The organism is Glaciecola sp. MF2-115, assembly GCF_047250385.1.
Taxonomy (GTDB): Bacteria; Pseudomonadota; Gammaproteobacteria; order Enterobacterales; family Alteromonadaceae; genus Glaciecola.
In genome coordinates, this window is the sequence record NZ_JBLBVM010000034.1 from 1 (window position 1) to 16780 (window position 16780).

General features: G+C 39.4%; 15 protein-coding genes and 1 pseudogene. 8 read left to right on the forward strand and 8 right to left on the reverse strand.

Annotated features, from left to right (window positions below; genetic code table 11):
- Positions 1-1444 (reverse strand): annotated as a pseudogene (locus ACKLNX_RS01855) (transposase); the annotation flags it as partial.
- 113 nt (positions 1445-1557) lie between these two features.
- The gene (locus tag ACKLNX_RS01860) at positions 1558-1884 is read right to left on the reverse strand and encodes an ATP-binding protein (protein WP_412971017.1); all 327 of its coding nucleotides are present in this window, start codon (positions 1882-1884) and stop codon (positions 1558-1560) included.
- Positions 1885-2433: 549 nt separating this feature from the next.
- Here ACKLNX_RS01860 and pedF point away from each other — a divergent pair.
- Positions 2434-2931, forward strand: coding sequence for a cytochrome c-550 PedF (gene pedF, locus ACKLNX_RS01865; protein ID WP_412971018.1), 498 nt, complete (start codon positions 2434-2436; stop codon positions 2929-2931).
- Between the two features lie 138 nt (positions 2932-3069).
- On the opposite strand, the gene ACKLNX_RS01870 is transcribed toward pedF, so the two are convergent.
- The 5 genes from ACKLNX_RS01870 to ACKLNX_RS01890 form a co-directional block, all read right to left on the reverse strand.
- On the reverse strand, positions 3070-3792 hold the full coding sequence (locus ACKLNX_RS01870; protein ID WP_412971019.1) for a hypothetical protein: 723 nt from the start codon (positions 3790-3792) through the stop codon (positions 3070-3072).
- Between the two features lie 2 nt (positions 3793-3794).
- Positions 3795-4310 (reverse strand): hypothetical protein, encoded by a 516-nt coding sequence (locus tag ACKLNX_RS01875; protein ID WP_412971020.1) that lies wholly within the window; start codon positions 4308-4310, stop codon positions 3795-3797.
- A complete protein-coding gene (locus ACKLNX_RS01880) occupies positions 4307-4915 on the reverse strand; it encodes a hypothetical protein (protein ID WP_412971021.1) in 609 nt (202 codons plus the stop codon). Before ACKLNX_RS01880 ends, ACKLNX_RS01875 begins: the two co-directional genes overlap by 4 nt.
- Positions 4916-4918: 3 nt before the next feature.
- Positions 4919-5650, reverse strand: a complete 732-nt coding sequence (locus tag ACKLNX_RS01885; protein WP_412971022.1) for a MotA/TolQ/ExbB proton channel family protein — start codon at positions 5648-5650, stop codon at positions 4919-4921.
- Positions 5651-5801: 151 nt separating this feature from the next.
- Complete coding sequence (locus ACKLNX_RS01890; protein WP_412971023.1) at positions 5802-6407, reverse strand: hypothetical protein; 606 nt, start codon at positions 6405-6407, stop codon at positions 5802-5804.
- A gap of 252 nt (positions 6408-6659) precedes the next feature.
- On the opposite strand from ACKLNX_RS01890, the gene ACKLNX_RS01895 reads away from it, so the two are divergent.
- From ACKLNX_RS01895 to ACKLNX_RS01915, 5 genes are all read left to right on the forward strand, one after another.
- Positions 6660-9092, forward strand: a complete 2433-nt coding sequence (locus ACKLNX_RS01895; protein ID WP_412971024.1) for a TonB-dependent receptor — start codon at positions 6660-6662, stop codon at positions 9090-9092.
- A complete protein-coding gene (locus ACKLNX_RS01900) occupies positions 9082-10038 on the forward strand; it encodes an ABC transporter substrate-binding protein (RefSeq protein WP_412971025.1) in 957 nt (318 codons plus the stop codon). The genes ACKLNX_RS01895 and ACKLNX_RS01900 overlap by 11 nt, the downstream gene beginning before the upstream one ends.
- 109 nt (positions 10039-10147) lie before the next feature.
- Entirely contained in the window at positions 10148-10900 is a 753-nt protein-coding gene (locus ACKLNX_RS01905) for an ABC transporter permease (protein WP_412971026.1), read from the forward strand.
- Entirely contained in the window at positions 10897-11616 is a 720-nt protein-coding gene (locus ACKLNX_RS01910; RefSeq protein WP_412971027.1) for an ABC transporter ATP-binding protein, read from the forward strand. The genes ACKLNX_RS01905 and ACKLNX_RS01910 overlap by 4 nt, the downstream gene beginning before the upstream one ends.
- A 322-nt stretch (positions 11617-11938) precedes the next feature.
- A complete protein-coding gene (locus tag ACKLNX_RS01915; RefSeq protein ID WP_412971028.1) occupies positions 11939-13156 on the forward strand; it encodes a porin in 1218 nt (405 codons plus the stop codon).
- Positions 13157-13400: 244 nt separating this feature from the next.
- On the opposite strand, the gene ACKLNX_RS01920 is transcribed toward ACKLNX_RS01915, so the two are convergent.
- Positions 13401-14750, reverse strand: a complete 1350-nt coding sequence (locus tag ACKLNX_RS01920; protein ID WP_412971029.1) for an IS1182 family transposase — start codon at positions 14748-14750, stop codon at positions 13401-13403.
- Between the two features lie 155 nt (positions 14751-14905).
- On the opposite strand from ACKLNX_RS01920, the gene ACKLNX_RS01925 reads away from it, so the two are divergent.
- Together ACKLNX_RS01925 and ACKLNX_RS01930 are read left to right on the forward strand one after the other, a co-directional pair.
- Entirely contained in the window at positions 14906-15835 is a 930-nt protein-coding gene (locus ACKLNX_RS01925) for an SHOCT domain-containing protein (RefSeq protein WP_412971030.1), read from the forward strand.
- Between the two features lie 277 nt (positions 15836-16112).
- Positions 16113-16775 (forward strand): response regulator, encoded by a 663-nt coding sequence (locus tag ACKLNX_RS01930; protein WP_412971031.1) that lies wholly within the window; start codon positions 16113-16115, stop codon positions 16773-16775.
- Positions 16776-16780: the final 5 nt, after the last annotated feature.

A 16780-nucleotide genomic window follows, 5' to 3' on the forward strand; every position in this document is an offset into this window, starting at 1 on the left:
CGCAAAGGTGGCAATAGTGTTGTTGTAGAAGTTGGGTACTTTTTATCTAAATGCTTCAATATTTTTTGAATAACGTGGACATCTATAATGCAAGCGATGATGCTTACATTGTGGTTCTCGCATTTTTCGCATTGGGTAATGTCTATGTTGAAGACCCGTTTTAGCCTTTGTGCCCAACTCATGCTTCTAGCGTGATAAGGCTTGTCAGTTTGGCTATCTTCTTTATTTGTAAGTTTAGGGCTATTCTTGCCTCGCTGGGAAGCGGTGACTTGCGCACGAAGGTTGCTGTTAGGCGCAAAAACGCCAAAAAAACGGGTGAGATTAAGCCTTGGTGGTGGAATTAGTGCCGCTAATTTACCAATGAAATCGAGAGGGTTAAAAAATACGTGGGTTGTACCGTCACGATAGGGGGTTTTCAATTCATAGCGGACTTTTTCGTGTTGTGTCATGCTTAAGCGCTGCTCGCTAATCGCTGGGCGGCTGATGTAGCGACATAGTCTTTCTAATTTCTCTGGTTCGTCGGCATTAGCGAAAACGCCTGCGTGTAAGGAAAAACCTGAGGTATTGGCTACCTGACCATACTCGCCTTCATTGCTAGCAGGCAAGGTTTGCAGTGTAAATACTTTTTGACCTTGCTGAGGGCCCATGGCAATGCGATAGCTGACGGAAGCGCCTTGTAATTGCAGTAAACTATCTTCATCATCAATAGGTAAGTTAAGAAAACTGTTTTCCACATCACGCTCTACCAAGCCGACTTTTTCTAAATAACGCGCAGTTCGTTGGCTGATCGTGTGAACTAGCTCCACCATGTCGCTATGGGACGGTGCTTTGATGCGGTTAAAAGTCGTGCCACCCCATGGATTTTCACTGATTGCGCCTTCCAGGAACAGCATGTGGAAGTGGATGTTCAGATTAAGCGCACTACCAAAGCGTTGGATTAGCGTCACCGCCCCCGTCTTAGCTTGTTTGTTAGTCAACCCTGCTTTGTTAACAATGTGTGTGAAATGGCGCGGTGAATAATTTGCATTACCTTGCTTAATTCGCGTGGATACCTTGCTAGTAACAATCGAAGCGGGATGGGTAAACTCAGCACCCATTGGCGAACTGGGTAGCCAAGTAATACATCATCCACAAGAAGCGCTGCACTTTCTGCCATTCTTCTGGCTCCGCAGCTAGGGCAAAATCCACGTCGCTTACAGCTAAAAGCGACTAACTTTTCATGTTTACAGTCATTACACACCACGCGTAAAAAACCGTGCTCTAGTCGTCCACAACGCAAGAACTCTTCAAATTCACGCTCAACATATTTGGGTAAATACTTGCCTTGGTCGGCTAAGTTTGCGGTAAAATCTGGGTAGTAACGTTCAACCAATTGATAGAGTAGCGTTGTTTCCGGTCGATGGCGTTTATATGTTTCACTTTGTTGATTTGCCAGCACAAGCATTCTTCCTTGAATTCTTTGTGTGCTAGTGTGCGTATTAACATCAGGAAGATCGCTGAATAACATTCATGGAGATCACAATCTCTCTAATCAACAGGACCTTGGTTAATTTACTTTTATTGATCTCCATGAGTCAATGGTTTTGTTACTTTTCGCATTGACTCTCCCTCCAGTTCCATTTTAATTGAGCGATGAACTAGTCGATCAAGTATGGCATCTGCATGCGTCGATTCTCCTATCATTTCATACCATTTATCGATTGGCAGCTGGCTAATTATGAGTATTGAACGATGATCGTAGCGCCCGTCAATAAGATCGAGTAAATCGCTACGTTGATTCGCGTTTAATGGCTCTAGCCCCCAATCATCGATAATGAGCAAGTCGGCTTTGATAAGTTTGCTGATCAGCTTTTGGTAACTGCCTTCTGCTTGAGCCAGATACATTTGTTCAGCCGCTCAAAATTGTGTGAGGATTTTATGTTATAAACATAAGTTTAGGTGCGCTGTAGTGACAGACTCAGAGCGTCAAAGACGCCGTTCGGTAGCCATCTTTTATTTTCTTTAATCAAGCTATATCAAGTTTGTTCTGTTTTGTTATAAACATATCTATTAAATACTAATTTATATGATGCAGAAATAGGGCCTGTTGATTTTTGTTGTTTTCATCAACAGTCTATCACCTTCAAAAACCGAATAGATTCGGTTAATTGTGCTATTAATTTTCATTCTACTTTGTGATGTTCTCAGCATTTACATGTCGAATAAAAAACATGTATTGACACCTCCTTGTTTAACGAAGGTAAAAAACCTCGTCTATAAGTAGTAGATGCTTATCTATATCAGCACAAATATTCACCTCAAACGACGACGAACTTGTTGAAAACCGTGCTTTGAGAAATTCATACAAAAGTACCATAATAAATCTTCCCGTAACGCTATACAATAACAGCAGTTGTGTTTACTAGTGAGATAATTTTTTTATGGGTTGGGATTATGAATATTAAATATTGTGGATTGGTACTTGCTTTGGCGATGTCATGTTTGTCGGGTCAGGTCCTTGCCCATGGAAATGTAATACCTCAAGGCGCAGATAGTTCTAAAATGCCAGATATAGTCGATGGCGATGAAGATGAAGATGGTTGGGCTTTTACAAATCCTTATAGGCATTTAGAAGAAGAAACAAGGTCGAAAATAGTTAAATTTGGAGAATCTGCATACGCTAATAATTGCGCAGGTTGTCATGGGTTACATGCGCAATCAGGCGGAATTAACCCTGACTTAAGATTACTTAATCCTGAGTCTTTTGAAGATGATGAATGGTATGTAGAGCGTTTGCGTTTCGGTTCTGCGAAAGGTATGCCTGCTTTAGGTGGTATTCCAGAGGGCATGTCTGAACCTATCTTAGATCAAAAAACGCTTTGGGCAATAAAAACCTATGTTGAAGTAAGACGCGTTGTGGCTATTGCCGAAGGAGAAATAGACGCCGATTAAGCCAGTCTTTGTAGCAATTGTTGTAATAAATATTTGTACCAACTATTAATTGAAAAGCATCGAATACCAGTCGGTGCTTTTTTTATTTAATCGCCTCATCCTGAAATACGTCGATATTAAAGTGGGTTTATTATGAAATTAAAATGTCATCTCTTTTAGTTCATAAACAATACTTCCGCCATAAAACAAACCAGCTTCTTTTGGTTCTTCTCGAATAATCTTTACTAACCCTACTCCTGGGGCGTACCATTCAGTCTGTTTAATTTCTATATCGATATAGCCTAATTTAGGGTCGGCGTACAATGAAAAGCTTGCACGTCCTATCACCACTATACATCCATTGAACTTTCCTGCAGGTACATTTACACTAGCGTTAAGCGAGTCTATTTCATATTCCATATCAATATAAATGTCTTCAGTATCTGGCACCGTGTCTACAGCTGAACCGCGCAACGCATAAGTACGACTTTGAGAATACCAAGTATCTCCTGAATCATAATTGTCTGGCGACGGCAATACCATTCTTTCTGGATCATCATATCTAAGATCAGAATCTATAATGTATTGTTGTGCAATTCTAAAAATGCCATCTTCTGAATCTAGAATGTAGTATTTGGTGCCGTTTGCGTCTCGTCTTACGTGCACCGGCATATCAAAGTATTTATCTGATAACGTTTTCTTTGTTTTTCCTAAATTTTCAATAAAAAAGTCATAGGGCTCTAGTGTATCGGTATCTTGCTCAGACACAATATAATGCCACTTAACACCTTCTTGAAGGGGAAAGTAATCGTCTTTATCGATACTGGGGGTGCAAGCAGTTAACACAATCATGCCAACAATTAAACTACAAATATATCTCATTTTCACTTCTCTGGTAGTGCAAGATCGGGTAAGTCAGAAAACACGATCATTGTCTTTTCTTCATTTGCGGTACTGCCGCTTAATTCAGATTGAAATTTTCGTTTATTGTTGCCTAATGCCCCTACTTGCGCTTTACCCCCTTTTAACTTACTCAATGCTTTTTGAACTTTTGCGTGCATCGTCTTGGTATATTCTAACTTATAAACTCTTGGGGTATCCGCCATCTCTTGACCTTTAATATCACTAACCCACAAAAGGATTTGCCCGTCTCTTTCACCTTCTTGATCGGGCTCAACAATAAGTGCATGATGCAATATAAATCGGTTTGGCGGCTGTTTATTAGTCGGCCAACCTTGCGCTTCAGACCAAGCGTAATAGCTAGCATAATAGAACGCCATAACCACTAACGCTAAGACTACTTTAACCTTCCAATCAAATTCGCTATAGATCATACTCAGCACCAATAGCGCAGCAATAAAAACGTAAGCAATGATAAGCACCAACAAAATTTCATTCATTTGGTCGCGTTCCTTATGAGTTTCTTTTGGAGTTTGTTTATATCAATGACTTTGCCACTTGGAGAAATAGTAAATCTCAAAGATGTCACTTCATCACCTTCTTGTTTTAGTTCAGTTGAAGTGTAATGTAACACTCGTAATTTTGGATTCACTTCTGCTAAATACACGGTAACGGGAACAGTGGTCGCAGTTTGTGTTTTAAAATAATGTAAATTTACAATAAATTCGCCTGGTGGACGCCCTCTGATAGTCAATACTTCTTGATTTAAAGGATTAATCACTTCAACTCCATTAATGACTTGGCTATCGTTAACTAGGCCTCTATCGTCTCTGTCAAGATGCATCAACCCTTGCTCAGGATTGCGATATGAAACAAGCCACGAGTTTGGTCCTTCGGCCCAAATATCCACATCATTCGGATCGCCATCAGGCCAACTCGCCGTGATAATAAATTCTGCTTTAGGGTCAATAATGCCAGTTTTTGCTGGCGGATTGAGTAACAATAATGTAATTAAAAATAAGAATGTAAAAGTAAGTAAAGCGTTAAACAACAGGTCGGTAAATGGGTCTAATTCAGTATTGTTATTCTTTTTAAACAACGCCATTGATTAGAGACCTTCACTATTTGCATCAGCTCTAGGTTCAACCAAATAAAGCTTTTGCCCTAAGCTCACTGTAATTGAGACTAAATTATCTGTGCTTCTTTCTAACATCAAACATTGTAGACTCAACAACATACTACAAATTAAACCCGTCATTGTCGTAAACATCGCTACGCCCATCCCTTGGGTCATTTGTTGCATAAGTTGTTTCACTCCCGATATATCAAGCTGGTCTAAATCAGATACCGTATTTAACATAATGACAAAACCAATAACTGTGCCTAATAAACCTAACTTGATAAGTACGCCACTAACAAACCATCCAATTTTATGGGGGCCAGAAAGTGCTTCAGCATATAATTCACCCAATTGGGCGATATCTTTATCGGGTTTATTTTTGAGTAAATAGGTTAAATAATTAAAAGTAGCCGAGTGTTTTGTAGTGGGAACTAGCAAATGGTCGCCTGTTTTACTATCGGCTTTCGTTTTTTTACGCGCATCTATTATCCAATAACTAACTTTGAACTCTTGAGCAATAATCCAATTTCTGTAGCCTATAAAAATACTGCACAATACAAATAACACTATAATTAATTGTGATATTCGTGTGCTATCTGTCGCGACTATATATGCTATTACACCTAAGTCAAAGAGCACAAAAAGAAAAAACGCCACTAAGCCGACAATTAATAGCCAATGCAAAAAATTTCGATAGAGCTGAGGGGTAGCATGAAACAATAGGCACTCCTGTGTAAGTGCTGTTTAACGAGTGAAACGATTACTAGGGCTTGATGATTTTTACTGTATGATTATGCCGCAAAGCCCAACGACAGATTGGTTTTCACAACAAAATTCACATTGTCACCCAATTAAGAAATAACGAATTGAATTACATTTGTTTTATTTTTAAATAAGGCAACCAACGTTCATCTACTTCAAGAAGCTCCAGCTCATTGGTATTAATAGGCGGTATGGACAAATTGTCAGGTGGTGACGCTAAATCATCAAGGTCTAAACTGTAAGCTACGCCTTTAAATCCGTCGCCATCTGGTACAAGTTCAAAATACACGCCTTGTCTTAGTCGCGCACCAAACTGATTAGCCCGTTTGTACATAAATAGAAGCTCATGAGATAACCAAACCGAATTGTTTTGTTCAGTGACATCATTTTGAGGATACGGGTAATGGATATGACAAAATATTTCAGCCCCTTCCAAGCATTTCATCTCTTTCATAGACAAGAAAAAATCTTTAAATTTACTATCATCCCGCTCAAAATTATATTTATCGCCCTGTTTTTCAACAAAGCCTATATTAATTGTATTACCAGATTTGTCTTCCAAGAACACTTCGTATTTCTGACCCGCATGTATGTCTGAGTTAGACTCATTTGTGCTAGAACAAGCGCTAATACCTAGCACGACACACATTAACAGACCAACTTTTAGCCTAGTCCATAAGGATATGGTACTTAACGATAAATATTGATTTGTCATATGGCCAGCCTGCTATAAGTAAAATAAATGTATCAAACAAGGGTATACGCAACACAAAAGTGGTGCAAGTAAACATCATTGGCCAAAAGAAGGGATTTACCCCTACTTTAGTACAGGTTATCAAATTCAACACGACGACTCATTTATCTTTTTACCAAGAACAGGATAATTTGATGACACTAAAAAATGACACTCCTGATACTTTAGGATGGTTTTTTATGGGAAGCTTTTGATTTAGACTTTGTAGCAATCTTGTTAAATAAAATTAAGCTAATGATCACACCCCATACACCTTTTACTCTTTCTAAAGTCGCCATAGCCATTTCCATCAATATTGGTTTAATAGCATCAACCATCGCTCAAACAAGTGATATTGAAGTCGTCAAAGTACAAGGCGCAACCGCTCTAAATCCATCAAAGGAAGCAAAGGCATTGTTCGGTACAAAGCAATTCGTAGATGCCGAAACCATTGAAAACGCCAATGCCTTATCCTTACCCGAATTACTCAAATCTCAGTTTCAAAGTATTAACATTAACGATGTACAGAACAATCCATTTCAGCCAGACCTGCAATACAGAGGCTTTACCGCATCACCCTTATTAGGTTTGCCTCAAGGTATTTCGCTTTATCTAAACGGCTCCAGAATAAACGAAGTGTTTGGTGATACCGTCAATTGGGACTTAATCCCATTAGACGCGATTGACAGTGTGGCGCTTTACTCTGGCTCTAATCCAATTTTTGGCCAAAATACACTAGGTGGTGCTTTGGCACTCACGACTAAAAATGGTTTTACTTACGAGAAAAATGAAATCGAAATAGGAACAGGTAGTGATGGTCGTCAAGAACTTGGATTTGAATCAGGCGGTAGCAATGATAGTTTCGGCTATTATATAAACTTGAGCCAATATGAAGAAGACGGCTGGCGAGATTTCTCACCTTCTGAAGTTAACCAAGTCTTCACATCCCTCTCTTATAAAGGTGACAAGTCAAACGTTAACCTTAATTACATGTTTGCTGACAATGACCTAATAGGAAACGGCGCATCTCCAATTGAGCTTTTTGAAATAGAAGGGCGAAACGCAATTTATACCAGTCCAGACCAAACACAAAATGAATTGCATAATGTCAGTGTAGATGGCGAATATGAATTGTCTAGCAGTACGTTAATAAGCTACAACTTGTTTTACAGAGAAATTGAAACTGCTTCTATAAACGGGGACGACAGTGACTATGGCGGCTGTGCGTTTGACGATGGGCGTATTACCCTGTGTGAATTAGAAGATGACGACGATGACGATGATGATGATGATGATGATGATGATGATGATGATTTGCCAGAAGTGGGTGACGAAGCTGAAGCGGTCGAATTTGTGGGGTTTACGCCTAGCACGGCTTTTTCTGACATTTCTGATGTCGATCCAGATGAAGTCGATGGTACTTATAATACAGGCAAAGCTAAAACTGAAAATATTGGTTTATCGTTACAATTAGCCAAGCAATATTCATTCGCAGGCATAAGCAACGAACTAATAGTAGGTGCGGGTTATCAGCGCGGAGATATTAACTATCAGGCAGATACAACTTTCGGTATTTTAGCTAATGATAGTGCTGCCGACCCAAGATCAGTCACGCCATTATTCGGCATACAGGATGTTGAAGCGCAGGTAAGATTAGATGTTGATACAAAAGCCGTCTATATTTTTGCTGTAAATAGCACTGAACTAACCGACAAACTCACGCTGAATATAGCAGGTCGATTTAATGATGATCATATCATTATGGAAGACCTAATTGATGACGGTGAAGGCTCATTAGATGGTAATCACCGGTTTACCCAGTTTAACCCTGCCATTAGTTTAGATATTAAATTGGATGAAGACCAATTTGTTAATGTTGGTTTTAGTCAATCTTCAAGAACGCCTAGTCCAGCAGAGTTAAGTTGTGCTGATGAAGACGACCCTTGTCGCTTACCCAATGGTTTTGTTGCTGACCCGCCTCTTGATCAAGTAGTAACAAGAACGGTTGAAGTCAATTACAGTGCTCAGTTTGATGACGTTAATGTGTTTGCAAACGTGTATTTAAGTGAGAGCAAAGACGACATAATCTTTCAGCAAGCCGGCGCAATTGCGTCTAGAGGGTACTTCATCAACATAGATAAAACCGAGCGCCAAGGACTCGAGCTAGGATTAAACCATGCAATAGGCGATTTAAGTTATCAATTTAGCTATAACTACCTTGACGCGACTTATGGGTCTAATTTTACCTCTTTTAGCCCATTAAATCCTCAAGGCCCTAATAGACAGGTTACCTCTGGTGACACGATCCCAGGGAACGCTGAGCACGTCGTAAAAGGGAGCATCGATTATCGATTTAACGATAGCTTTTCGACTGGGCTTGAGGTGGTTTTAGCTTCAGACCAGTATTACCGAGGAGATGAGGCAAACGAAAACGAGAAAATAGACGGCTATCAAGTAGTAAGTTTTTATGCCCGTTACGACATCATGGAAAATTTAAGCTTACAGTTACGTATCAATAACTTGTTAGATGAACAATACAACACGTTTGGTACATACGGCGAGGCAGATGAAGTGCTAGAAGATATATATCCAGATGTTGAAGCGCCCAACTTTGTTGGCCCTGCTGCCCCTCGTCAATTTGCCTTAAAGTTGAAATATGCATTCTAAATATTTAAGCAATAGCGTCAGTTTATTCGCTACCATAATTATACTTGCCTTTACCAACATAAGTATGGCAAACGACTTACCTACAGTGAGAGTGGGTGTGTTAAGTTACGGCACCATTAATTGGGAAATTGACACCATTAAGCATCATGAGCTTGATAAAAAATTGGGAATAAATGTTGAAGTCGTCAAATTAACTACCAAAAATGCGGCGGCTATTGCGCTTCAAGGTAAGGCTGTCGATGTGATATTGACTGATCTTTTTTGGGTGATTAAACAGGGTGGCAAATTTAAAATGCATCCTACTCATAAGTTAAGTGGCGGCCTTTATGCTAAAGCGATTAATACTCAGGTAAACGATATTAACACGCTCGGGGTTGCAGGTGGTGCTAACGACAAAAATCTTTTGGTTTACAAAGCCTATTTAAAGAAAAAAAACCAATCCTTAACGTCAGAGCTCAAATATGGCGCGCCGCCCTTACTAAACGAAATGATGCTTACTGGAAAAATCGACGGGCTTATCAACTTTTGGCATTATAATGCAAGGCTTGATGCTTCTGGCTTTCACAATGTGTTGACCACTCAATCTATGTTAACCACCCTTAATATTAAATCAGAAGTACCGTTGCTTGGCTGGGTATTTCATCGTGATTTTGTTGACGGTGCTCACGAACAATTACAGCGTTTTATAAAAGCTAGTCAACAAGCAAAAAAGCTATTGTTAAACCAACACGCTGATGATTGGGCCAGACTTAAACCCAAAATGAAAGCTAAGTCTGAAAAAGAATATTTAGCCCTAATTCAGCACTACCCAAGTACAATTATTACAGATGAAAAAACTGAAATTGAGGCGTCTGCAAAACAGTTGTTTGATGAAATAAAAGGTTTAAAAGACCAAAATTTGTTTCTGGATAATGAGTTATTCCCACAAAATCTGTTTATTGATTGATTATGTTAAATATCTCAGTATGAACGCGAATAAGCATAGAATAAACGACAAACGAAATAATAAGACTTTTTGGCTGTTAAAGCAAAACATGACAGTAGGCATATTTTAAGTGAGACGCTTTCAAAGCTTTTTTGTACAGTGTTTAGTTGTTGGTTCATTACTGATGATATGGCAAGTAGCTGTTATTATGTTTGAACCTGAATACTTCCCTCGTTTGGATGTGATTGCTTCTTCTTGGCACTATCACTGGTTTAACGGTAACTTACAAAACGATCTTATACAAACCCTCAGGCGCGTCATAATCAGCTTTATTTTGGCCATGTTTATAGGTGTTCTCACGGGAATATTGATGGGGCGCGTGAACAGAGCCAATCAAATATTTGAGCCCCTACTGTTATTTTTCTTGAACTTACCCGCATTAGTTACAATTATTTTATGCTATATCTGGCTAGGATTAGAAGAAACCGCCGCTATCCTAGCCGTGTTTATTAACAAATTACCTACTGTGATTGTTGCCATGCGAGAAGGCGCAAGGGTGATTGACAATAAACTAATGGAAGTCGCAAAAGTGTATAAGCTTCCTGCTAGTAGAACATTCTTCAACGTTTTTCTTCCACAGTTATACCCATATATTCTTGCTGCTGCCAGAAACGGACTAGCACTTATTTGGAAAATCGTTCTTGTGGTTGAGTTGTTAGGGCGCAGCGACGGCATCGGTTTTGGTTTACACACCTTTTTCGGACATTTTGATATTGCCAGTATATTGGCGTATGCGTTTAGCTTTATGATAGTAATGTTTAGTGTAGATTGGTTTGTTTTTAAGCCACTTGAAAAGAGAATACAGCGAGGACGCCAGCAATGAGGAAAGTAGAATTTCACTTGCACGGCATAAACTTAGACAACCAACTAATTGTCGACTCTTGTTCTTTTGCAGTCAGAGAAAATCGCACGTCTGCCCTAATTGGTCCATCTGGATGCGGCAAAACAACTATGTTAAATGTGATAGCAGGTCTTATAGACGTTAAACATTATAGTCCACCAGAAGAGCTCAAGTTAGCATATATATTTCAAGAGGCACGACTTATACCTTGGCTCAGTATTGAACAAAACCTTGCATTGATAGAGCCTAATTTATCTTCTTCTGATATTAAGCAACTGTTAGTAGACGTAAAGCTACATGATGTAGCAGGCGTTTATCCCGTTCAGTTATCAGGAGGCATGCAAAGAAGAGTAAGCATTGCTAGAGCATTTGTAAATAAACCCAATTTGGTATTACTAGATGAGGCATTTAGCTCATTAGATGCACCCACAGCCCGTTACCTTATAAAGCTTGTAAGAGGTCTGTTAAACAAAAACCAAGCAAGTGCACTGCTAGTGACTCACAATCTGCAGGAGGCGCTCGCATTGGCTGATGATTTGTATTTTTTAAGCAGCAAACCCACCAAGGTAATCAAACATATTACCAATCCGATACGTCAAAACGATAGAAAACAAGACCATCTAGAAATTGACGTCATTCAGGAACAAGAGAGAGCGCTTCTTTCTGACTATCCAGAAATTTTATCTGGGATAGTATAACTAACCTGAGTCTTGTATAAGAAGCAGCAGTTAATAGCCCTATTGTCTCGAATGACTTCTTATCCAAAATTGATGTTAACTATGTTTACAGTAAGCTCAAGCCACGCCATTTCTCACTTTACCAACAACACTTCGTTTCTTCTTCCTACTAAAGGACGAGGTTTACAGGTCTAATAGTTAATAGTTTGAAATTTAAATGTAATTATTATGCTACTCACTGTCAATGAAATGTTACATCAATAGCGCGAGTATATTTATCAAGCCTTTACTATTGAAAGCATGATTGAAAATTAGCATTCACAACAATCAAACGGAACACACTATGAACAATAAAAAGTTATTTAAGACTTGTATCGCTACTGCAATTCTTGCAAGTATGTCTGCAACTGCAATGGCAGACGACGAAGCAACGTGGAAAATTTCAGGCTGGATAAATGAAGGTATCACTTATTATGATGATGGCCAAGGTTCTGACATTGCACAACTAGGTGACAATGGAACCACATTAGGCAGTCGGATAGCGCTAACAGGCGGTTATAAGCCTGAAAATACAGGTTTACAGTTTGGCTTTGAAGTGATTGTTGAGCCAACTGCTGCTGTTGATGGAAATAGCTCATCTCCACTACTGTCTAACCAAGACGGTATAAGTAATGCAAATGCGTTTGGTAGCGGCGTTAGTCTCTTATCCAACAACGTATATATGAGTGGTGATTTTGGTAAAATTACCATTGGTACGCAAAGTATGCCGACAGATAATATCGCTGTACTTGCGGATCCTTCTGTCACTATTTGGTCTGGTATTTCTCCATTGTTCAGAATGTTAGGCTTTAGTATTCGTGGCGTTGATGCTACAGCGGGTAACCAAACTTGGGGGAACTTTGCACAGTGTGCTGGCCTTAATGGTTTAGGTATAGGTATCGATTGTAACGGTATTTATCGTAACGGTATTCGATATGACCTCCCAGAGTTTGGTGGTGTTAACATTGCTGTTGGATACGCAAACGATGAAGTGTATGACGTCGCGCTAAAATATGCGGGCGAAGTAGCGGGTCTAACGACTATGTTTAACGCCGGTTATGCATATAATGCAGATGGTGGTCAAAACGTCCTGGGCAGCTCTTCAGAAACGTTACAATTCCAACTTGGTTTGATGGACGCTGAAAGCGGTATGTTCGGAACATTTGCTTATCAAATGGAAGACGTAGAAGATGCAGATGTTGGATCTGGCGATGACACAGATGTTTACCATATAAAAGTAGGTGTGAAGCGCGCATTTAACAGTTATGGCGATTCTGCGTTTTATGTTGACTATGGTAGCTACAATGACCAATATGGTATGGCACATCTAGAAGGTGTAACTGGCTCTCAATTATCAGTGTTGGGTTTTGCAGCCGAGCAATATTTCGGTGGACGATTCCTCATGTATGCAAAATATGAAATCATCAGCCTTGATGTAGATGGTACAGCGAATGCTCAAGCTTTATATGATGGCGCTCAGGACTTAAATTTATTTCAGTTAGGTGCAACATTCTTCTTCTAATGGCATCTATGCCATAATTTAGAAACATCACAGTGAGAGCTGTGATGTTTCAGACTGATGATAAACCCCCTCTTTTTTGCTGGGGGTTTATTTTTTGGAGTAGCCGAAGGCTACGATCGCGATTTTTTATGGAATTAGGTCTCGAGTGGTTTATTGGATTTTTCTAATTCAGAAGAGGTATAAGCGTGTTTCTCGCTCGAATATGGCACGTTTCAGGTATTTTTTTAAGGGTATAACTCTCCCACTAACTGTTAATCTTCGCCATCGCGATTTTCTTCATATTTTGACACGCTGCAGCTAACAAACACTGCATATTGACCTTGTCCAACCCACGATAACGCGCATAACGGTGATTATGGTGTTGTTTGGCATCTGCGAAGCTTCGTTCAACCGTTTGTGAGCGCCGTTTATATCGTTTTTTGCCCCAATCACTCAGTCGCACCTCGTTTGCTCGTTCAACACTTGCTTGCCATACGTGTCTTGTAACGACTTTCGTCATGTTTTGACTGTTTGTACATCGCTCTCTTACAGGGCAGTTTTTGCATTGTTTGGGGTCGGAGTGATAGTGTCGGTAGCCTTGTCGATTAGTCGTTTTATAAGGAAGCACTTGTCCTTGTGGACAGGTATAAGTGTCATCATTGGCGTCATAGAGATATTCACGCTTGGCAAAGTAACCTTTCTTCTTTTTTGGCCTGCGATAACCCATTACGCCAATCAGTTGTCTTTCTTCTAATTCATGGCATACCGCAGCCGTAAAGTAGCCTGCGTCTAAGCCAACAGCAACCGGCTCAATATCAAAGGTATCGAGAATACGGTCAATGCGACTGATAATGGGTTGGGAATCGTGAACATTACCTAGCGTGGCATGTGTGTCCACAATGATATTGTGCTTGCCATCGACCGTGCGGTGGTCAAGGTAGAAGAAGCCTTTAGGCTTTTCATCTCTGACCATGAAGCCTGCATCAGCATCTGTGCGACTGACTTTAGTAGGTTTAGTGCTTGGCGTTTCTTCCTTACACTTCAGGGGCTTTTTTCCAGACAATTCTCTATCAATACTAACCGCTTCGTTCAGTTGCTCTATATACACACTAGGTGAGACTTCCAAATCTTTAATATCGTAACGGCGCTTGTTGGCATTTGCTTTTAGATGCGTGCTATCAGCAAACAAGCTGTGCCCTCCAATCAGTTTGAGCTTCATCGCTTGGCGCACAATATTATCGAAAATAGTTTGGTAGATATCGCTATCTTTGAACCGCTTAATGCGATTCTGACTTAGCGTTGAATGGTTAATGACATCTTCAGTTAATCCCATTTCTAGAAACCAACGATAAGCGACATTCACCTCAATCTCTTTGACTAAGCGACGCTCGCTGGAAATACCGAATAGGTAGCCTAAAAATAGGATCTTGAAGAAGCGGACTGGATCAGTCGCTGGGCGACCATTGTTACTACAATATAGATGACTGACTTCATCTCTGATAAATTCGAAATCAATGGTAGCGTCTAGGAGTCTAACGAGGTGGCCTTGTGGAACGAGCTGGTCAATGGCGACCATTTCGAGCTGATGTTGAGTTGGACCTTTTTCTTTTAGCATAGTGAGTCCCTTAAATTTCACTATACCTATTAGATCAAAGGTCCGGACTTACGTCCAGACCTTTTTCAACAATCTGAAACATCACAGTGAGAGCTGTGATGTTTTTTGCATTTTAAGCAACTGACTTTTAGAAACGAAAAAGGAATACTTGATATATGAGACTGATAACAATAACAAAACTTTTATGTATCTGTATGAGTGTTTTTATCTCTTTTTCTAGCCTATCTGATGAAATAATTTGGCAGGAAAACAAAAATGTTTTTATAAAACTACTTGAAGTAGAGTCGAGCAACTATGAGCATTCTAAAACTATTACTAGTGATGTAAGCAACGCATTTTTAAATCAAATTTCGATTGTAAAATCTACCGAAAAAGAAGACTTACCGCTTTTCACGCGTGAACAGATAAGTTTATTGTCCAAATACTTGCCTAGTGCACTTTCCCAAGCGAATCAAAATCAGGTGGTTGTGTTTTCATTAGTAAAGAAAAAATCCTCTCTAGCTGGTTTCTTAAAACGCGATGTATTTACTGCAGGAAGCATATTTGTTAAACAAAACACACTGACACTAAAAATAGGCGATGTTGATAGAGAGCGACAACATGGCTATGAATCTGTTTACGATGCAACCAATCAAGGGTTGGTGCGTTACGATTTCGATTTTGGGTTAGATAGTTCTTCTGTAGCATCGAAGAAAAACTCATTAGGATTATTGTCTCAGTTGGATGGTTTCTCTATTTTACAGCAAAATGAAGTAAACATAGCTTTGTCAAAGCTATCTGAACTTCCTCAAATAATTCAACAGCAAGCTACCTCTACAATAGAGAATAATCATACCGGCTTAACCCGCCAAGAAGTTGAACAAATACTAAATGAGCGCGAAGCGTCATCAAGCACCCAAATAAGAAAAAGTGCCAAGAAACAACATGCTAGTCAACCACTTCATCAAAAAGCCACTGATTCTCCAAAAACCTCAATAAAAACACTGGAAGAGCGTTTTAAGATATTACAAAATTTAAAGAGCAAAGGCCTAATTTCAGAACAAGAATATCAGGCTAAGCGTGCAGAGTTATTAGCTGAGATTTAAACATTGCATTAGCTAAACGTTAACAAAAGACAGTTTGTGCAGTGTGCATTCAAAGGTTATGACGGTAAGAAAGGGAATTATGTCACTATTAAAAATAAAGTTGTCATTTATTCTTTTTACCCTCATTTCATTTCAAATGAATGTTTATTTTCATCCAATAGAACCAATACTTTGGTCTATTGTGCTATCAATGTTATAATGTAAATTGTATGTTAACAAACCGATTCAGGTTGTGTAATGCCGTTTTTTCCTCAACCATCACAATGAGATTTGTAAAATGAAGACTAAGATACTTATTATTGATGATCATCCTATTTTCCGTCATGCAATGACAACGATACTTAGACGCCGATTTCAAGACACAACTATTTGTGAAGCGGGCACCCTTGCCGCCGCTCTTGAAATATTAAAAAATGATTCAAATTACGATTTGGTTATGCTTGATCTTAACATGCCAGATTCCAATGGCTTAAGTGGGTTACTAGAGCTCCGAAATAATTACCCAAATAGTGCTGTAGTGATCATATCAGCAGAGACTGAAAAACAAAGCATTTTACAAAGCATTTCATATGGTGCAGTCGGCTTTATTTCCAAATCAAGTTCAATTGAAGAAATCGCTTCATCAATAGAGTCTATTTTTGAAGGGAATGTGTGCTTGCCATCAGATATTATGCGTAACAACAATGTTAATTCGCAAAAATCCGAGCCTAAAATATCTCCTGAAAAAATTCGGTCTTTGACGCGTAAGGAACTTACCGTTCTTAAATACTTGAATCAAGGTCTAGCTAATAAGGTGATTGCCTATGAGCTGCATATCTCAGAGACTACAGTCAAGTCACATGTATCGTCTATACTCAGAAAATTAGGTGCTACCAGCCGAGTTCAAGTGGTGGCTGGTGCGGGCAATATTAATTTGGACCAATTTTTTTTCCCAGTATAAAAGCA